Genomic DNA, 19,132 nt, shown 5'->3' on the forward strand with positions numbered 1-19,132 from the left:
GTCGTCTTCTGGTTGCCGTAGATCTGCTGGGCACCGTTCCCGTTGACGGTGTTGACCCCGTTGTCGTTGCCGATGGCCATGGCCGGGGCCGCGACTGCGGCGCCCGCTCCCAGGATGGAGGCGGTGGCAGCGGCGGTGGCCATCATCTTCTTGATCATCACGAGTCTTTCTTTTGCACGAGTGCGCGGTAGTCAGCGGCTTGATCAACGGCCTGATCCGGCACAGGTGTCTCTGATTCACCCGATCGGCCCTGATCACCCCACGACGCGTCGAAGTCCTCCGCCGAGACCGTGCCCGCTCGGAACGCGCCGCGCCGGGACCGGCCGGTTCAGGGGCGGGCGGGCGTCCGGCGTAGGACCAGGGAGGCGAAGCCCCAGGTGTCGCGGTAGACGCGCAACCATTCCGAGCGGCGGGTGGTGGCCGTCGTGAGCGCGTGCGCGCTGTCCGGAGCGTCGGGGTGGTCCAGAGCCCATGAGGCCAGTGCTCCCCAGCAGGCCCATTCGTAGTCGTCCAGCTCACGGCGCGTGCTGACGTGCCCCTCGACGGGAGTCCATCCGTCGGCGACGACGTGGTCCACGGTGGTTGCGAGGTCGGTGAGGTCCCCGAGCATCTCGACGGCTTCCTCGGACGGGGCGCGGTCCCAGAACCCCTCACCGATCAGTACGCGGCCCTGGGGAGACAGGTGCGTGCGGGCCGCCGCGAGGGTGGGCAGTAGACCGCCGAAGGCGTGCGCGGCCCCGACGCTGATCACCAGGTCGAACGGCTCCGTGGACACGAAGGCCTGGGCCTCTTGGTGGTGCAGGGTGAGGCGGTCCTGGACGCCGAGGTCGGTCGCTGCCCGGCGGGCCTGCGCCAGGGCGTCCTCGGAGATGTCCACGCCTTCGGCGCGCACGTGCGGGTGGGTGACCAAGGCGCGCAGGAGCCATTCCCCGCTGCCGCAGCCGAGGTCGAGTACGCGCTCCCTGCCGTGGGGGAGCCCGCGTGCCAGCAGTCGACGTACGGAGTCGTCGTCGAGCGGAGACTTTATCGGGTGGTCGGCGTGGGCGATCCTGGAGATTTCTTCACGGTTCACCGGCGCAGCTTGTCAATGACGGAGGTCACCGGCACCTCCTTTTCCTCCATGGGGCGGACCCGTCCATGGACCGGGTGCCTTCAAGGAGCCTTCGGCCAAGCGCCCTTGACCTCTGCTCTCTCGCGGCGGCCCGCCCGCACCGGCGGTTGCGGGCGGGCGGCCGCGAGCGCTCGACAACTGCCGCGCGGCGTCCTCGTAGGTGATCGCCTCCGGGCCGGTGGGAACCTGGGTCGGCCCGCCCCGCACCGCCGTGCTCAGCAACGAGGCCGCCGCTGCGGCGACGTCCCGAGGATCGGACGCCGCGCGCGGGTGAGCGTGAACCTGCGGCCGTGAGGTGAGGGTTTATCGCTCCCCAGGGAGAGGGTTTTTGCCGCAACGACGAGAGCGGAATGTTCTCACCTACCGGGGCGGGTATGGCGTGCTACTGTCGATCTCAGTTGCAGTCTTGGTTCCCACGAATTCAAGCACACCCTCCGTTGGTATTATTAGACGCTGGAAGTGTGCTTTGCATTTCCGCCGATTTCCGGTCGGGGCAATCATCGCGGCGACTCCGGATCCGCACAGTGCGAGTCCGGGCATTGCCCCAAAGGAGATTGATATGGCATCTGGCACCGTGAAGTGGTTCAACGCGGAAAAGGGTTTCGGCTTCATCGAGCAGGAGGGCGGCGGCGCTGACGTCTTCGCTCACTACTCGAACATCGCCGCCCAGGGCTTCCGCGAGCTTCAGGAAGGCCAGAAGGTTAACTTCGACGTCACGCAGGGCCAGAAGGGCCCGCAGGCCGAGAACATCGTTCCCGCCTGACGCTGACGCGTACACGCAGCTGGGGCTCGCACCTTTCGGTGCGGGCCCCAGCTGCGTTGTCCTGTCCTCCCGCGCCCCGCGCAGCGATGCGCTGGCCTCCCGGGGGCGGGTGGGCCGGCCAGAACGCGCCCCCGACCTCGTGTCGGCCGCCCGCGGCCGTGGTGGCCGTCGCCCCGTAGGCGTCCTTCCCCGCGTCGCGCCCGCCCTGGGCGTGGTTGCGACGGTCTTCGAACCGTTCCCGTAGGTGTGCGCGTAGCCGCCGCCTGGGCCGTGGGCGCGACGGCCAGACCGAGCGGCAGCGTCATACGCCGACGCCCCACGCGTGCGGGGCGCGCAACGGCTTCGCCAGTTCGTCCAAGCCGTGCACGACCACCTCGGCCCGCCGAGGCCGCCGTCCCGCCAGGGCCCCGACACTACGCACGCACGGCGCAGCATGCAACGTCAGACTGAAAGATTTCTGAAGTTGCATCAATTTTCTGATGCAAGGCGGTTGTTGTTTACCGCATCGCTCGCGCTGCCCCAAGGGTGACCGGCCAGTTTCAGTTGCCTCGTGGAGGCGGGTGCATTCGCCTGCGTCAAGCCGTTGACCTGCTGATACGAGCCGCAACGCGGCCCGGCTCCCTCGGGCGCGGCGCGCTGGTGCGGCGGCCCGCCCCGAGGCGGGCCGGTCCGCGGGCGAGCGATGCGGCGGGGATCGAACTGAACACAACCATTGACATCACTTCTCAACAGGCAACACAGTTCAACTTCTTCCAACATGCCGCGCCATGAGAGGAGTTACCCCTACCAGCCGCCCGCCCCACCCCGGGCGGCGCCCGACGCGAAGCGGCCGCGGTGGACGCACGCGTGCGACCGCGAGTACGGCGCAGTGACTCGCCCGGCCCGAGGCAGCCCCGCCGCGCCCCGGCATGGGCGCGATCACAGGTGGTCGCCGCCCGCGCGACCGCAGGACTCCGGCGGCGTCCCGCACCGCCCGGTCGGCCGACGTCCGGGACGACGTGACCGGCGTCGCGCGAAGGCGGACGGGTCCGGACCGCCGACGGCCGCCAGGGCCGCTGCGCCGCGGCCTGTTCCGCAGCACCGGAGAGCGACGGTCGAGGTCTGCGGCCGTCCTCGAACGACGAACACCCCCACCCGAAAGGATCCCTCACACATGCGTCGTCTCGCCTGTGTCCTGTCCGCCGTGCTCGCAACAGCCGGCACCGCGATCGCCCTTCCCGTCACCCCCGCGGTGGCGGCGGCAACGGCAGGGCCCTATGTCATCGAAGTCGAGAACATGTCGCTGACCAACTTCGCGACGGACACCGTGAACCACACCTGGAACGACACGCCGGTCGAGAACGTCACCTATGCCCGGGGTGCGGCAGGACAGACGAGCACCGCCAGAACGACCTTCAACGGCTCTGACGGAACCTATGACCTCATCACGCGCTACAACGGCAAGACCGCGAACGGAGTGACGTACAAGATCTCCGTGAACTCCACCGCCGTGGATTCATGGGCCACGTCCCAGCGGTACGGCCGTGACTACACCGACCCGATGAGCATCGACACCCGTACGTCGAGCAAAGTAGCGCTGAAGGCCGGTGATGTCATCGAGCTGGTGGCCACGTCCGCCGGCGAGGTACCGCGCGTCGACAGGATCACGATCCAGAAACACGTGGGGGCGCCCACCAGCACCCTGACCATAGATTCTCCGAACGCGACGCTGAACGACGGCTTCAAGTGGGGCAAGGACCGGGCCCTCGGCATGACGTTCTACCCGGGGAACCCGATGATGGGACACGAACCCGAGTGGTGGCGCCTCAAGAACGCCGCGCACACATCGGTGGAACCCGGCTACTGGGGTGCCTACACCAGCCGGGAGTCCTACTACAACCGGGACATCGCCCACCAGTCGGACGGCGCGCACGCGCTCGGCCTGGACGCCGAGACGTTCAGCATGCTGAGGACGTTCGCGGCCGATGCCGACGATCCGGGCCAGAACGGCTGGCCGCTGTGGGCCCACAGTTCCCACGGAGCCATGTACTACATCGACGGCACCGGCTTCCGGGAACTGCCGTCGCCCTTCAACCTGATGACCAAGGCGTACAAGCAGTACCAGTGGACCGGCAACGCGGACTGGATCAACGATCCGGCCCTCTCCGCCTACTACGACTCGACGATGGGCTCGTTCCTCACGAACCACGAGGTGACGTGGAACGACGCGAACCCGGCCGCCGACCAGCCGGTTGCGAAGAAGCAGCCCGGCGAGTACACGGCGACGTTCTTCGAGTTCCCGAACGAGAATCTCGTCTCCGCGGGCGATTCGCTCGGGTACCAGTACCAGTCGATGCTGGCCTACGCCGAAATCCTGAAGGCGAAGGGTGACACCGCCAACAGTGCGAAGTGGGCCGATCGCGCGAAGCGGGTGCAGGACCACTTCGAGGCGAACTGGTGGGACGCGTCGAACAACCGGTACGTCCGCGGCAAGGACGCCGCCGGCACGGGCTACAGCAGCTGGGGGCACGAGGCCAGCTTCCTGACGATGCTGACCGGGCTCGGCGACCACGGGTCGAGGACCAGCAGCTCCCTGGACTTCATCGCCGCCAACGATGACGGTCTGAACGTCGAGGCGACCTCCTACCTGCCGGAGATGTACTACCAGTACAACCGGTCCTCGGAGGGCTGGGGCTGGCTCAAGAAGCTCATGACCGGCAAGGACACCTACCCGGAGATCTCGTTCCTCGCGGTCAGCAGTGTGATCGACGGCATGATGGGGGTGCAGCCGGACGCCCCGAAGGACAAGGTGGCCACCGTCTCCCGGCTGACCTCCGAGACGCCCTGGGTGGAGATCGACCACCTCAAGGTCGGCGACAACGACCTGAAGCTCAAGCACACCGGTACCACCGGTTCCACGTTGACCAACAACTCGGGTGGCACCGTCAACTGGGAAGCCCAGTTCTACGGAACCCCCGCCTCGATCACCGTGAACGGCACCGCGTACACGCCGCAGACCAAGTCGCTGTACGGCAACACCGTGTCCTACGTGAACGTACCGGTGGCCGCCGGTGCGTCCGTGACCGCGACCGCCGGGACGGTGGTGGGCGACACGACGGCCCCCACCGCGCCGGCCGGCCTCGTGTCGAGCAACGTGACGTCCAAGAGCGTGGACCTGAAGTGGACGGCGTCGTCCGACGACGTCGGCGTGACCGGTTACAAGATCTACAGCGGTGCCGCCCTCGTCGGATCGTCGACGGGTACGAGCTTCACCGCGACGGGCCTGTCGGCCTCGACGCCGTACACGTTCACGGTCAAGGCGGTCGACGCCGCGGGGAACCTCTCCGGAGCCGGCAACGCCGTCGACGTCACCACCTCCGCCGCCGGCGGAAGCGGACAGGCGGTCGATCTGAGCGACCTCAACTGGGCCGACGCCAGAAGCGACTCCGGCGCCGTGCAGAAGGACAAGAGCGTCGACGGGCACCCGATCAAGCTGAACGGCGCCGCCTACGCGAAGGGCATCGGTACGCACGCCAACAGCACGGTCACCTACGCCCTGGACGGTGGCTACGCGCGGTTCCGGTCGGACGTCGGTGTGGATGACGAGGTCGGCGCGAACGCGACGGTCAGGTTCGAGGTGTGGGGCGACGGCGTCAAGCTGTACGAGAGCCCGGCGGCGATGACGCCGTCGAGCGCGACGCAGTCCGTCGACGTCAGCGTCGCCGGTGTGAAGTCGCTGGTCCTGAAGGTGACGGACGCGGGCGACGGCATCAACAGCGACCACGCCGACTGGGCCGGGGCCAAGCTGATCCGGAACGCCCAACTGCCGACGGCCCTCAGCGAACTGAACTGGACCGGTACTCCCACGATCGGGTCGGGCACCGTGCAGAAGGACAAGAGCGTCGACGGGCACCCGATCAAGCTGAACGGCGCCGCCTACGCGAAGGGCATCGGTACGCACGCCAACAGCACGGTCACCTACGCCCTGGACGGTGGCTACGCGCGGTTCCGGTCGGACGTCGGTGTGGATGACGAGGTCGGCGCGAACGCGACGGTCAGGTTCGAGGTGTGGGGCGACGGCGTCAAGCTGTACGAGAGCCCGGCGGCGATGACGCCGTCGAGCGCAACGCAGTCCGTCGACGTCAGCGTCGCCGGTGTGAAGTCGCTGGCCCTGAAGGTGACGGACGCGGGCGACGGCATCAACAGCGACCACGCCGACTGGGCGGGCGCCCAACTGCTGCGGTAACACCGGCCGGCCGGGCCGGCGGGGAGCCCTCGAGGCGACCGGCCGGCCCCGTGCCATCGCAGAACATCATCTCGAAGGGGTGGACCCCGTCGAGGGCCGGCACGACGGCCCGGTGGGTCATCCCAGGAGTCATGGCCAGATATTTTCACATCGTGTCACTCCAGCCACTCGAACGCCCGGACGCCGCCCGGCATCCTTGATCACATGACGACGAAGACACGGAACGAACAGGCCGCGCCGGGCGGGCGGGTCAGGCGGGCCGGGGCCTCGCCGGCCTCACGGGCCACAGGAACCACAGGGGCCACCACCTCGGCGACCATCGGCGCCGTCTCGACGCAGGGAGTCCGACAGTGACCACGTACGTCCTCGTTCCCGGTGCCTGGCACGGCGCCTGGACCTTCGAGCCGCTCGCCCGCGCACTGCGGGGCGCCGGCCACCACGCCTATCCGCTGACGCTGACGGGACTGGGCAGCCGCAAGCACCTGCTGACCCCCTCGGTGAACCTGGACACCCACATCGCCGACGTGGTGAACCTGCTGGAGGACGAGGCGGTCACCGATGCCGTGCTCGTCGCCCACAGCTACGGGGGCATGGTCATCACCGGCGCCGCCGACCGGGTCCCCGAGCGGGTGAAGGGGCTCGTGTACGTGGACGCGATGGTCCCCGAGGACGGTCAGTCCACCTGGTCCCTGGTGACGGACAACGAGCGCGCGTGGTACCTGGACGGCGCCGGGGACAACGGATACACCAGCGCCCCCCTCCCGTTCTTCGACCCGCGCGCCACCCCGCACCCGCTGGCCTCGCTGCTCCAGGCGGTCCGCCTGGAGGGCGACCTGACCCGCTTCGCGGAGAAGTCGTACGTGTACGCCACGCGGTGGCCCACGCCGTCACCCTTCACGGAGCTGTACGAGCGGCTGAGCGGCTCGCCCCAGTGGCGTACGCACGCCGTCGAGAGCGGTCACAACGTCATGCGGGAGGCGCCCGATCAGCTGCTGAAGGTGCTCCTGGGCCACGCCACGGCGACGTGAACGACGCACCGGGTCCGTGCCCCTCCCGCCGCTGCGTCGGCGGGAGGGGCGGTGGCACGTGACACGGGTGCTATCCGGTCAGCCTGGATGGACGTTCGATGAACCGCGTACGGCCGACCGCAGGTCAACTGCCCCTCGTAGGGGCGACGGGCCGGGTGTCACCCTCCGTTTTCGCGTGACCCCGCAGGGCTCGCACCCGCCTGAACTGCCCGAACGACCATTCGGTCGTTCCCAGGAGGGGGCGTGTCCGTAAATCGGTGTTCGATGTGCGCACCCCCTTCGGACGCGGCAAGCTGAGCGATGTCCAGTCGATGTAACGCAGGCAACTACTGCGTGAGTCCTTTGAATTGAAAGTGAGTCCGTCGTGCGTCACCGCATCGCTGCCGTCTCCGCCGCTGCCCTCCTGACCCTGGCAGGCGCCACCGGCATCGCGGAGGCAAAGCCCGCCAGCCTGTACGCCCCGTCCGCCGTGGTCCTCGCCGTCGCCCAGGGCGAGGACGCGACCACCGTCGTGCGGGCGTCCGCCCTCAGCTGCGCACCTACCCCCCAGGGAACGCACCCCGACCCCAAGGCCGCGTGTGCGGCCCTCACCGCCACCTCCGGCACCCTCGAGACGCTCCTGGCCGCCCCGGACTCCGACCGTGCGTGCCCGATGCACTACGACCCCGTCACCGTCACCGCGGACGGCGTCTGGAAGGGCAAGCGCGTCTCCTGGAAGCACACCTTCTCCAACGGGTGCGTCATGGCCGCGACCTTCAACGGGAACGCCGTCTTCGCGTTCTGACGGCCCCTGCCCGAACCGGTCCGGCCCCGTACGTCCGCCCCCGCCCCCGCCCCCTCCCCGGCGGGGCGCGGGTGCACGGGGCCGGACGGGGTTCGCTCCGCCTAGACCGGCGGCGCGGCCTCCGCGGCGACGGGAATGTCCAGCTGGTCGGCCACGTCGGCGAGCGCGCTTCCCAGGGGGAGCGCGACCCGGGTGACGGCATGCTGGTCACCCCTGGTCACGTCCCGGTTGACGATCAGCACCGGTTTCCCGGCCTGGGCCGCCTGACGCACGAACCGCAGTCCGGACATCACCGTCAGCGAGGAACCCAGGACCAGCAGGGAAGCCGCCTCACGGACCAGCTCGCGGCAGTTCTCGACCCGCCGCGGCGGAACGGCTTCCCCGAAAAACACCACGTCCGGTTTGAGGATGCCGCCGCACACCGCGCAGGGCACCACCCGGAAGGACCCGACCTGCTCGTCGGTGAGGTCGGCGTCACCGTCCGGATTGATCCCGGCCGCCATCGGATCGAACCCGGGGTTGGCTGCCTCGAGCCGCACGGCCAGCTCACGGCGGGCGCTGGAGCCACCGCAGGACAGGCAGACGACCCGGTGCAGGCTCCCGTGCAGTTCCACCACCCCGTCACTGCCGGCCACCTGGTGCAGCCCGTCGACGTTCTGGGTGATCACCCCCGAGAGCAGCCCGCTCCGCCCGAACGCTGCCACCGCCCGGTGTCCGGCGTTTGGGCGGGCGCGGCCGAAGGTGCGCCAGCCGAGGTGGCTGCGCGCCCAGTACCGGCGCCGGGCCCGGGCACTGCCGATGAAATCCTGGTAGGTCATCGGGGTGTGCCGGCTCAGGCTCCCCCCTTCGCTCCGGTAGTCGGGGATGCCCGACTCCGTGGAGATGCCCGCCCCGCTCACCACCAGCACCCCGCCGGCGCTCAGCACGTCGGCGACCGGCGCGACACTCGTGGTGCCGGCGGGCAGGCCCTCGGCGGCGGTCCAGCTCAAAGTGGGACGCATGCGCATGCCGCCAGGGTACGGAACCCCGCGGCCGACCGGAGGAGCCGAGCGGCCGGACGCGGGGAGCGGGAAGGACACGTCCCGGGGGAGGAAGGACCCGTCCCGGGGGGAAGGACCCCTCCCAGGGGGAACGGTCGGTCAGGGCAGGATCTCGACGTACCCGTCGGTTCCGTGCACGCGGATCCGCTGCCCGTCCCGGATCAGCCGGGTGGCCCGCTCCACGCCCACGACCGCCGGCAAGCCGTACTCCCGGGCGATCACCGCGCCATGGGTCATCAAACCGCCCACCTCCGTCACCAGACCCGCGATCCCGACGAACAGCGGCGACCAGCTGGGGTCGGTGAAGGTCGTGACCAGGATGTCGCCCGCTTCGAGATCGGCCTGCGCCAGGTCGAGGATGACGCGCGCCCTGCCCTCGACGGTGCCGGCGGAAACGGCCAGACCGGTCAGGGCGCCGGCCGGTACGTCGTCGCGCCGGTAGGCCCCGGTGACGGCCTCCCCGTCCGATGTGAGCACCCGGGGCGGCGTGAGCGCCCGGTACGACCGGAACGCTTCCTTGCGCTCCCGGATGAGCTGGTGATCCACCCGGTTCGAGCGCGCGACCTCGTGGAATTCCTGGAACGTGAGGTAGAAGACGTCCTCCTTCTCAGGAAGCACCTCGGCCCGCACGAGGCGTTCGGCCTCCTTGAGCAGGGCTTGCTTGTAGACGAAATAGCGGCTGATGATGCCGTACTTCGGGTACTCCCGGTACCCGATGAACGTTCTGACCCGGTCGATCATCCGCTTCGCCTCTTCGGCCTTGCGGTCTCCGTCGGGCAGGACGCGCAGCCGTGACAGGACGTCCTGCTCCTTCTCCAGGGCCTTCTGCCGCCCCTGCTCGAAGCGTCGCTCGGCCGCGCCCGGCTCGAAGTTCCTGACGTTGTCGAGGATCAAGGGCACGAGGGTGGTGGGGCGCTCGCGCCACCGCGGCCTCGTGATGTCGATCTCGCCGACGCAGCGCATGCCGTACCGGTCGAGGTAGGACTCGATGGCGTCCCGCGCCCCGGTGCCGCCCGGGAGCTTCGCCAGCCCGTCCAGGAAGTCCTCGTCCTCCACCCCCTGCAAGAACGCCACGACCTCCGCCTGCGGGCGGATCACGTCCGCGACGTCGAGCAGCGCCAGCCCCATCTCCGACGTGATGTTGCCGGGGGCGGACAGCGTGAGCGTGTCGACCGCGTTCCTCTCGCCCAGCCACTCCTGCAGGGTGTCGCCCAGCCACCATGTGGCCTCCATCCCCGCCATGACCGCCTGGATGCTCAGCGGATCACCGAGGACGCGCTTGTGCTCCTCGAAGGCCTCCAGCAGGAAGTCGAACAGGGCTGGTCCGCTCTTCGTGCGGATGTCGCGCTCCAAGGCGGAGACGGACGCCTGGCTGCGCTCGACCAGCTCGGTGACGATGGCCGGGTCGGTCTCGACGGGGGCGGGCGCACCGCCCGTCGTGGGCCTGCCGCCGGGATGCGCGTCCGGGACCGACGGGACGAAGCCGTCACGGTCGAGGACGGTCTCCAGAGCGTCCCTGACCAGCGGATCGCCCTTCCCCAGGACGTCCAGGAGGCCGGCGCGGCTCGCGGGCGAGGCCAAGCGTCCGGTGACGTCGACGAACAGCCTGCCGCCGGCCTCGTGCATCGCCACCATGGCCGTCAGCTGCCACATGGAGAAGCCCAGGGGCTTCATGGCGTCGGTCATCATCTGCTGATGGCCGACGGAGACGTAGACGTGATTCTCCTCGTCCGCGGTCTCGGGCACGGGGAACAGGGTCGTGATCGGCCGGCTCTGCACGATCTGGAAGCCGTCGTCGACCAGGCACCATTCGATGTCCTGCGGGCGGCCGAAGTGCGCTTCGATCTGCCGCCCGAGCCGTACGAGCCGCACGACCTGTGCATCCGTCAGCGCCGGCTGCCGCTGCCGCTCCGGGGGGACCGGCACCTCCCGCGTGCCGCCGTCCGGCAGGGCGTGAACGGCACGCTGTTGGGCGGCGATCGTCTTGGCGACGATGGCGCCGTCCCGCACGCTGAAGACGTCGGGGTTCACCAGGCCGGAGACCAGGGCCTCACCGAGGCCGAATCCGGCGTCCACGGTGGAGACCTTGCGGTTGCCCGTGACGGGGTCGGCCGTGAACAGGATGCCGGCCGACTGCGGGAAGACCATTTCCTGCACGACCACGGCCATGTGGACCGAACGGTGGTCGATGCCGTTGCGCCGGCGGTAGGTCACGGCCCGCTCGGTGAACAGCGACGCCCAGCACCGGCTGACGTGCCAGAGGACCGCGGCGGGCCCCACGACGTTGAGGTACGTATCCTGCTGCCCGGCGAAGGAGGCCGTCGGCAGGTCCTCCGCCGTCGCGCTGGAGCGCACGGCGTACGCGGCCCGCTCGCCACGACGGGCGAGCGCGCCGGTGACGGCCGCCGCGAGGTCGCCCGGGACGGCGATCTCCTCGATGGTCCGACGAATCTCCGCGCTGAGCGTGCGGATCGCCTCCCGCTCGTCGGGGTCCAAGCCCGCCAGCTGATCGAGGCGGTCGCCGAGCGACGGGGCCTCGGCCATGATCCGCCGGAAGGCGTGCGTCGTCAGGCAGAAGCCGGCCGGCACGCTGATGCCTTCGATCCGCGACAGCGCGCCCAGGTGCGCGCCCTTGCCGCCGACGAGCGCGACGTGCAGCTCGTCGACTTCTCGCAGATCCACCACGTACTGCTCGGTCACCGCGACACCCCCCACCGCTCGGCCGGTCCCAGCCTTGGTCCGACATCGCCGGGTTCCCGGTCCGTCGACAGCAACACACGCACGTCGTGCCCTCATCTCCGCAGGTTGTGGCATCAGCGGACGATTCTGCGCCGTGACCCGGGCCTTGCGGCAAGCCCCCCAGTGCGCTATATGTTGAGAGTGGCAAGGAGAGAGCTCTCCTTGCCTTTTCGTTTTCCCCCTTCCAGACCACCCGTCCACGGATGATGTGCTGTCAGGTGATGTGCTGTCAGGGCCGTCAGTCTGCCGGTAGATCCTGAGATGGTGCAGGTAGGCGGCGGGGGTGGGGCAGGGGTGGTCCTGCGCGCCGTGGCGGTGCAGGCCGAGGCGGCCGTCGGGACCGATGCGCACGGTGGTGGTGGCGCGCCGCAGGGCCCCGGGTTCCTCGGGCCGGCCGGTGAGGGCGTCGGTGGCGAGGACCGGGACGGGCGGCGGGAACATGGCGGTCGCCGGCGCGGTAGGTCCGGGTCTTCACCCACTGCATCGCCGCCCGTGCCCGCTGCTGGTCGAGCGCGTGTCCCAGCCGGGCGGCGACGGCGGTGACGACACGGGCAGCGCGCGGCGTGAGGCCGCCCCAAGGGTTGACGTGCGTCCTGTCATGGCTTGCGGGGTTGTTCCTGCGCGGAATGAAGTCGTTGGCCAGGCGGTCCTGGTCGGAAAGAAGCCCCCCGCCCCCTTGTGAGCCAGGTGACGAAAGAGGCCTCCTCGGATGGCAACGTCAGCCTCGGCCAGCGGAGCCAGGACACATGTGCGGAACTGGCGGGTTTTCTCGCGGCACAGGTGGGCGGAGCGTCGGCTCACGTTGCCGACAGGGTGAAGAGCGATGTGATCCGTGCGGACGATGTTCGCACCGCTTTGCTGGTGTTGCTCCAGGGTGAGCTGGGCCAGCTCACTGTCCGCGAGTTCGCAACGGCCGCCGCGTACGCCTACGAGCAATGGGCATGTGGAGGTGTAGGGCGTCAGCACTGCCGGGTCTGACAAACGCTGCAGCAGCCTCGGGGACCCGTGCGCGCCTCCCGGCCGTCGGCGGAGAGGTCCCCTTCAAGGCTCCGTGGCAGTGGGGGCCGGACGGGTACGGTACTTCGTCGCTGCCTCGGCAGTGCGGCCGGACGGGCTGGAGAGGCGTCAGAAATACTGCTGCACATGAATGATTCCCCACCCACCGGCAAGTCCGGCAAGCCCGGCCTGTTGCGACGACGGCTGGTTCCCATGACCGGCCGTGACCCGGAGGAGCACGGCCGGACCGCCTCGCCGCTGGAGCTGTTGTTCGACCTGACCTTCGTGGTCGCCGTCGGCACGGCGGCGTTCCAGTTCGCCGAGATGCTCGCCGAGGGGCATGCCGGGCAGGCGGTCACCGCGTTCGTCCTGGCGATGTTCGCGATCAGCATCGCCTGGATCAGCTTCAGCTGGTTCGCCTCCGCCTTCGCCACCGACGACTGGCTCTACCGGGTCGTGACGATGCTGCAGATGATCGGCGTCGTCGTGTTCTCGCTTGGCCTGCCCGCGATGTTCCACTCCGTCGAGGAGGGCGGCCACCTCGAACTGCGTGCCATGGTCATCGGCTACGTCGTGATGCGGATCGCGATGGTGCTCCAGTGGTGGCGCGCCGCCCGGCAGTCCCCGTCGTTCCACGACGTCGGCATGGCAAACATCCGCTGGACGGTGATCGTCCAGGCCGGCTGGATCGTCGTGGCCTTCGTGCACATGCCGATCAGTGCCGTCTTCGTTGGCTTCGCCATCCTGGGAACCCTCGAACTCGTCCTGCCGGTACTCACGCAGGGCCCGGCGGGCGGCACGCCCTGGCACCCGCACCACGTCGCCGAACGGTACGGACTCTTCGCGATCATCGTCCTCGGCGAGGGCGTCGTCGGGACCGTCGCCTCCTCCGGCGACCTCCTGGGCGGCGCAGACGGCACCCACTGGACCTGGAACGCCATCGCCGTGGTCATCGCCGGCGTGGGCCTGACCTTCGGTATGTGGTGGATGTACTTCCTGACACCCTTCGGCGACATCCTCGCCCACCGCCGCGGCCGCGGATACCTCTTCGGCTACGGCCACATCCCCCTGTTCACCGGCGTCGCCGCAGCCGGCGCCGGGCTCCACATCGCAGGCCTGTACATGGAACACCACGCCAAAATCTCCGGCACCGCCGTCGTCCTGGCCCTCGCCCTCCCCGTCGGCCTCTACATGCTGATGATCTACCTCCTGCACTCCCTGCTGCTGTCCACGGCCGACCGCTTCCACATCCTTCTGGTCGCCCTCACCATCGCCGTACTGCTCGCGGCAGTCCTCATGGCCGCCGCCGGCGTGTCCATCGCGGTGTGCCTGCTCGTGGTCATGCTCGCCCCGTTCGTCACGGTGATCGGCTACGAGACGATCGGCCACCGCCACCAACAGCAGGTGCTCGAAGAGCTCGGTACGCAGTAGACACCGGCGGGGACCCCGATCCGTTCAGGTGCCCGGTGGTACGGGCCGCCGCGGCGGCTCGGCCCTCCCGGGCGCCGCTCGCTGAGCCCGGACGCCGAGTACCCGACAGGCCCTCCTCGAAGCCCACCTCCACGAGCGCATCTGCGCCGTGTCGGCCGGGGATCATCAGTCGCGCGAGTGTGGTGCGAGGGTCTGGGACGTGGCTGCCCAGGAGGCGAGGAGACCCAGGCCCTCCTCGGATGCCGAGCCGGGTTCGGCGGTGTAGATGGTGAGTGTGAGACCCGGGGCGGCGGCCATCTCCAGGCCCTCGTAGGCGAGGGTGAGGTCGCCGACGGTGTGGTGGTGGAAACGCTTGGTGCCGGTGCCGGTGCCGGTGCCGGTGCCGTGGTGGCGGACGTTGTGGGCGCCCCAGCGGGTGCGGAAGTCGTCGCTGCGGGTGGACAGCTCACCGACGAGGTCGTGCAGGCCCTTGTCGTGGGGGCTGCGGCCGGCTTCGGTGCGCAAGATGGCCACGGCAATGTCAGCGGCCTGCTCCCAGTCGGGGTAGAAACGGCGCGACGCGGGGTCGAGGAACTGGAAGCGGGCCAGGTTCGCCTGGTTGCCAGCCGAGGCGTAGACATCGGCATGGAAAGCGCGGGCGAGCTCATTGGCGGCGAGCAGGTCCATGCGGCCGTTGCGCACGAAGGCGGGGCCGGCGGTGACGGCGTCCCGGACCCACTGCAGGCTCCGGTGCGCCTTCCACTGCGCGGTGCGGCGCCGGGGGCGGGTGAGGGGTGTGCCCCGGCACCATCGCCACCCCCATGGTCGATGCCATGGTCGAAGGCGGCGAACTCGACCGCGCCCAGGCCGAAGCCGGCCAGGCCATCGACCGTCTCGGTACCGCCGACGAGATCGCCCAGGCCGTCCTGTGGCTCTCCAGCCCCGGCGCCAGCTATGTCACCGGCATCGCCCTGCCCGTCGACGGCGGCTACACCGCCCAGTAACCCCCTGCGTTGCCATCAAGCCGAGAGGTCGTCCTCGTCCGACTCCGGCGTGTCCGGGTCCCGCAGCGGGCGCAGGGCGCCGGCGGCCGGGGTGGAAGCGGCGAAGCTGTAGCGGTCGAGCAGGTTCAGGTTCTTGTGCTTGGGCGGGGAGAGCCGGGCGATGTCTTCGTCCCTGATCTCGTGGCCTTCCGCTTGGAGCTGGGCGATGGCAGCGTCGATGTACCGGGTCGTCCAGAGCGCGATGGCGTTGAGGACCAGGCCGAGCGCGCCGAACTGGTCCTCCATGCCGTCGCGGTACGCCTGGTGGATGGTGCCGCGCTTGCTGTGGCACACGTCCCGGGCCAGCTCGTGGCGGGACTCCTGCACGGTGAGCTGCCGGTTCATCTGCCGCCGGTAGGTGTCGTCCACCGGGTCGACCACCCGCAGCAGGTGCTCGGTCGGGCGAGCCTTCCGTACGCCTCGGCCTGCTCATCAGTCAGAAACTCCACCAGCACAAGGCGGACCGTAGCCGGCCCTGGTACCCGCCCGGCGAGGTGTCGGTCGGGAGTGGTGGGGGCTGCCGGATCGGGGCCCAACCACGGTGACGATCCGGCAGCCCGGGAGCGCCGCGGCAATGCCGCGGCGGCAGTCTCGGGGTGAGGCCAGCGGCTGGGCCAGGGGTAGCGGCCGGCGAGGATCGTCCACTCCTCATCCGTCGGCCCGGCACCAGGTGGCCGGCGGTCTCCCACTGCTCGGCGCGCTCGGTGAAGTTCGGCTCCCGTGGGGTTGCCCTGGAGGTCCTCACGCGTACGCCGACACCAGCAGTGCTGTGGGCGTGCAGGTCTCAGGCCGTATTCACAGCCGTCAGACGGAGACTTTCCCGAACAGGTGGTTGGCGGGAGCGTCCGGGTTGTTGCCGTAGAAGAACTCAGTGAGCGCCTGGTGGAATTCCGCCCGGCCCAGTGCGCCGGAGCCGTCCCGATCCAAAGCGGCGAAGACCGCAGCGCAGTCCTCGCCGGGAACGCCGGCGACCGAGTTGAACATCTGCTGGAACTCCGCCTGATCGATCTTGCCGTCCGAGTTGAGGTCGACGAGATCAAAGAAGCAGTTGGTGACCGGCTCGATCTGTTCCGGATACAGGGCGGGGTCGGTCAGGACCCGCTTGAACCCTTCGGTCATTTCCCGCAGATCGACCTTCCCGTCACCGTCCTGGTCCATGGGGGCGATCACGTTCGTCCAGAACCCGTCCATCCCCTGGGTGAGCTGATGGGCGGTCCCGGCGTCCGGCGTGGCGCAGCGGGCGGCGATGTAGCGTTCGCTCATCATGCGGACGTCCCGCTGAGTGATGAATCCGTCGCCGTCGACGTCGGCGCCCCTGAACCACTGGCCGTACTTGAGATTTTGAAGTGCAGTCACAAATGCGCACAGTATTCCTGCCGTTACGCAAGTGCAAACGGCAAGGCGAGAGCCTCTCGGCAGCCAGGGCGGCCTTGCTGCACACGCCACGATGCAGGCTTGGAATCTGGCCCGAAGACTTCGTGTCAGTGTTCGAGGTTGGGGCGTGTAAAGGCGAGCACCTCAGGAGGGGGATCGCCGTACAGCTCGACGTTGACCAGCGCGCTGAGGGCACTCGGCCCCTGGGACAGCCGCGAGCACGGACGGTCCGCCGTGAGGACGTTCGGATTGCCGTGACGGTCCAGGGTTCCGCTCAAGCCCGGCTGGACCGGATCCCACCACGCTCCGGTGGACAGTTGTACGACGCCTGGCATGACGTCGTCCGATATCACCGCGCCCGCGAGGCAACTGCCTCGGTCGTTGTAGACGCGCACGATCATGCCGTTTTCGATGCCGCGCGACGCGGCGTCCGACGGATTGAGCGTCACGGGCTCACGCCCTCGAATCTTTGAACTGAGGCTGTGACCGCCGTTGTCGTACTGACTGTGCAGGCGCGAGGCGGGCTGATTCGAGATCAAATGCAGCGGGAAGCGGTCCGAAAGATCAGCGTGAAGCCACTCCACCGGTTCGAACCACGTCGGATGCCCGGCGCAGTCGTCGTAGCCGAACGAGTCGATCTCCTCCGAGAAGATCTCGATCCTGCCCGACGGCGTCGGCAGGGGAAAACGCTGCGGATCTGAGCGGAGCGCCTCGAAGCTCCCGGGAAACGGTCCGGTCAACGCCGGCAGCTCAGCGGTGGAGCTACGCCAGAAATCCTCGAAACTCGGCAAGGCGGCAACGTCGCCGAGCTGGGCTCTCGTCTGCTCGTAAAGGTGCCGGACCCATTCGAACTCGGAGCGCGACTGCGTGAACTCCTGCTCGTATCCGAGCCGGGCGGCCAGGGCGGAGAAGATGTGGTGGTCGGTGCGCGACTCGCCCTCCGGCTCGCGGACCTTCGGCATCGCGACGAGGTGGGGATCGGAGAATCCGGCGGCGAAGTCGTCGCGCTCCAGGCCGGTGGCGACAGGGAGGACGATGTCCGCGAACTTGGCCGTGGTGTTCCACCAGGCTTCATGAACCACCACCGTGTCAGGCCTTTGCCAGGCCCGGGTCAACCGGTGCAGGTCCTGGTGGTGGTGGAAGGGGTTGCCTCCGCACCAGTAGATCAGGCGCAGTTCGGGCAGCGTGAGGCGCTGGCCGTCGTAGTCGATGGTCTTCCCCGGATGCAGCAGGGTGTCGGCGATCCTTGCGACAGGGATGAAGTCCGGGACGGGGTTGGGCACCGCGGGAATCGTCGCCACCGAGGGGCGGCCTGGGGCAACGCCGGTCGCGTCCATCGTCGCGTAACCCGCGCCCCAGCCGCAGCCAGGCCGGCCCATCGAGCCCGCCATGGCGGCCAGTACGACGGACATCCAGATCGGCTGTTCGCCGTGGTCTGCGCGTTGCACCGCGTAGTTGACCATGATGAGCGAGCGCTGGGTGGTGAGGCGGCGGGCGAGGTCGGTGAGCGTGTCGCGGCTGATGCCCGTGATCTCCGCTGCCCAGGCGGCGTCCTTGGGGACGCCGTCGAGGTCGCCGACCAGGTAGGAGGCGAAGCGCTCGAACCCGGCGCAGCACCGGCGGAGGAAGTCCTCGTCGTGCCACCCGTTGACCAGTATCGTGTGGGCGATGCCGAGCATCGCAGCGGTGTCGGTGTTGGGGACGACGGGCAGCCACTCGGCGTCGAGGAAGCCGGCGACGTCGCTGCGGAGGGGACTGACGTTCACGAACCGCACCCCGGCCTCGTGGCACTGGAGCTGCAGGTTCTGCGTCTGGTGCCTGGCCAGCCCGCCAGGATTGATCTGACTGTTCTTGAGGGCCAGCCCGCCGAACGCCACCACGAGCTCGCAGTTCTCGGCGATCTCGTCCCACATCGGCATCCGGGACTGGTAGCTCCACGGATGCCCGCCGATCACATGGGGAAGGATGACCTCCAAGGCCGCGGTGCTGTACGTGTTGCGCGAGTCGGTGTATCCCCCGCCCAACGACAGGAATCGATGGAGTTGCCCCTGCGCGTTGTGGAACGCGCCCGCACTCGCCCAGCCGTAGGATCCGCCGAACACCGCGCTGTCTCCGTGCTGCGAACGCACCCGACGGAGCTCATCGCTGACCAGCGTGAGCGCGTCGTCCCAGCTCACCTCTACGAAGGCGTCCGTACCTCTGGCCGTGTCGCGGGCGCGCGGCAGGCCGTTCAGCCAGCCCTTGCGCACCGCGGGGCGCAGCACACGAGCGCTGTCGTCGGCGGCTGTCATCATTCCGGGGCCGATAGGCGACGGCGCAGGGTCATCGCCCCTCGGCTCGATGCGCACCAATCGGCCTGATTCGACCACCGCGACGAAACTGCCCCAGTGCGTCGCAACCGACATGCGTCGTTCCACCATGCATCGACTCCGTCCCTGAAACTGCCCCTGCACTTGGGCAGCGTTGCCTACGGCGCAGGGGCTCCACTGCAGTGGACGCTCCGCGGGGCAGAGACTTCCCTTGCGGCCTGCTGTCCAACCCCCGGGGGGCTCTTCGGCAGCACCCCCTTCGGCGTGAGCCCGCCGCTCGGTTGAGCAGCGCCACCGGCCGCGCGGCGCC

General features: G+C 69.3%; 11 protein-coding genes and 4 pseudogenes. 7 read left to right on the forward strand and 8 right to left on the reverse strand.

Going from position 1 to position 19,132, the window contains the following annotated elements; translation table 11 throughout:
- A pseudogene (locus tag ABZY44_RS17820) lies at positions 1–158 on the reverse strand (RdlA protein); the annotation flags it as partial.
- Between the two features lie 170 nt (positions 159–328).
- Entirely contained in the window at positions 329–1,072 is a 744-nt protein-coding gene (locus ABZY44_RS17825; protein WP_356654761.1) for a class I SAM-dependent methyltransferase, read from the reverse strand.
- Positions 1,073–1,670: 598 nt separating this feature from the next.
- Here ABZY44_RS17825 and ABZY44_RS17830 point away from each other — a divergent pair.
- From ABZY44_RS17830 to ABZY44_RS17845, 4 genes are all read left to right on the forward strand, one after another.
- Complete coding sequence (locus tag ABZY44_RS17830; protein WP_356654763.1) at positions 1,671–1,874, forward strand: cold-shock protein; 204 nt, start codon at positions 1,671–1,673, stop codon at positions 1,872–1,874.
- Positions 1,875–3,057: 1,183 nt separating this feature from the next.
- Positions 3,058–6,099 (forward strand): NPCBM/NEW2 domain-containing protein, encoded by a 3,042-nt coding sequence (locus tag ABZY44_RS17835; protein ID WP_356654765.1) that lies wholly within the window; start codon positions 3,058–3,060, stop codon positions 6,097–6,099.
- 350 nt (positions 6,100–6,449) lie between these two features.
- Positions 6,450–7,127 (forward strand): alpha/beta hydrolase, encoded by a 678-nt coding sequence (locus ABZY44_RS17840; RefSeq protein ID WP_356654767.1) that lies wholly within the window; start codon positions 6,450–6,452, stop codon positions 7,125–7,127.
- Between the two features lie 364 nt (positions 7,128–7,491).
- The gene (locus ABZY44_RS17845; protein WP_356654769.1) at positions 7,492–7,911 is read left to right on the forward strand and encodes a subtilase-type protease inhibitor; all 420 of its coding nucleotides are present in this window, start codon (positions 7,492–7,494) and stop codon (positions 7,909–7,911) included.
- Between the two features lie 101 nt (positions 7,912–8,012).
- Here the strand turns inward: ABZY44_RS17845 and ABZY44_RS17850 are convergent, their stop codons facing one another.
- Together ABZY44_RS17850 and rph are read right to left on the reverse strand one after the other, a co-directional pair.
- Entirely contained in the window at positions 8,013–8,918 is a 906-nt protein-coding gene (locus ABZY44_RS17850) for an NAD-dependent protein deacetylase (protein WP_356654771.1), read from the reverse strand.
- A gap of 132 nt (positions 8,919–9,050) precedes the next feature.
- Positions 9,051–11,651 (reverse strand): rifamycin-inactivating phosphotransferase, encoded by a 2,601-nt coding sequence (gene rph / locus ABZY44_RS17855; protein ID WP_356654773.1) that lies wholly within the window; start codon positions 11,649–11,651, stop codon positions 9,051–9,053.
- A 717-nt stretch (positions 11,652–12,368) separates the two neighbouring features.
- Between rph and ABZY44_RS17860 the strand changes: the two genes are divergently transcribed.
- Entirely contained in the window at positions 12,369–12,668 is a 300-nt protein-coding gene (locus ABZY44_RS17860; protein WP_356654775.1) for a hypothetical protein, read from the forward strand.
- Positions 12,669–12,833: 165 nt separating this feature from the next.
- Positions 12,834–14,117 carry a low temperature requirement protein A gene (locus ABZY44_RS17865; protein ID WP_356654777.1) on the forward strand — a complete coding sequence of 428 codons (1,284 nt, stop codon included), beginning with the start codon at positions 12,834–12,836 and terminating at the stop codon, positions 14,115–14,117.
- Positions 14,118–14,282: 165 nt separating this feature from the next.
- On the opposite strand, the pseudogene ABZY44_RS17870 reads toward ABZY44_RS17865, so the two are convergent.
- Positions 14,283–14,888: pseudogene (locus ABZY44_RS17870) on the reverse strand (transcriptional regulator); the annotation flags it as partial.
- A 2-nt stretch (positions 14,889–14,890) separates the two neighbouring features.
- On the opposite strand from ABZY44_RS17870, the pseudogene ABZY44_RS17875 reads away from it, so the two are divergent.
- A pseudogene (locus tag ABZY44_RS17875) lies at positions 14,891–15,100 on the forward strand (SDR family oxidoreductase); the annotation flags it as partial.
- A 15-nt stretch (positions 15,101–15,115) separates the two neighbouring features.
- On the opposite strand, the pseudogene ABZY44_RS17880 reads toward ABZY44_RS17875, so the two are convergent.
- The 3 genes and pseudogenes from ABZY44_RS17880 to ABZY44_RS17890 all read right to left on the reverse strand — a co-directional run.
- A pseudogene (locus ABZY44_RS17880) lies at positions 15,116–15,555 on the reverse strand (Tn3 family transposase); the annotation flags it as partial.
- A 388-nt stretch (positions 15,556–15,943) separates the two neighbouring features.
- The gene (locus tag ABZY44_RS17885; protein ID WP_356654779.1) at positions 15,944–16,495 is read right to left on the reverse strand and encodes an EF-hand domain-containing protein; all 552 of its coding nucleotides are present in this window, start codon (positions 16,493–16,495) and stop codon (positions 15,944–15,946) included.
- Positions 16,496–16,620: 125 nt separating this feature from the next.
- Complete coding sequence (locus ABZY44_RS17890; protein ID WP_356654781.1) at positions 16,621–18,933, reverse strand: molybdopterin-dependent oxidoreductase; 2,313 nt, start codon at positions 18,931–18,933, stop codon at positions 16,621–16,623.
- Between the last annotated feature and the right edge of the window lie 199 nt (positions 18,934–19,132).

Source organism: Streptomyces sp. NPDC006544, from assembly GCF_040611715.1.
In the GTDB taxonomy this organism is placed as follows: Bacteria; Actinomycetota; Actinomycetes; order Streptomycetales; family Streptomycetaceae; genus Streptomyces.

Coding starts and splice junctions, on each gene's coding strand:
- ABZY44_RS17830 (WP_356654763.1), top strand. CDS start 1,671: ATGGCATCTGGCACCGTGAAGTGGTTCAACGCGGAAAAGGGTTTCGGC.
- ABZY44_RS17890 (WP_356654781.1), bottom strand. CDS start 18,933: ATGGTGGAACGACGCATGTCGGTTGCGACGCACTGGGGCAGTTTCGTC.
- ABZY44_RS17850 (WP_356654771.1), bottom strand. CDS start 8,918: ATGCGCATGCGTCCCACTTTGAGCTGGACCGCCGCCGAGGGCCTGCCC.
- ABZY44_RS17865 (WP_356654777.1), top strand. CDS start 12,834: ATGAATGATTCCCCACCCACCGGCAAGTCCGGCAAGCCCGGCCTGTTG.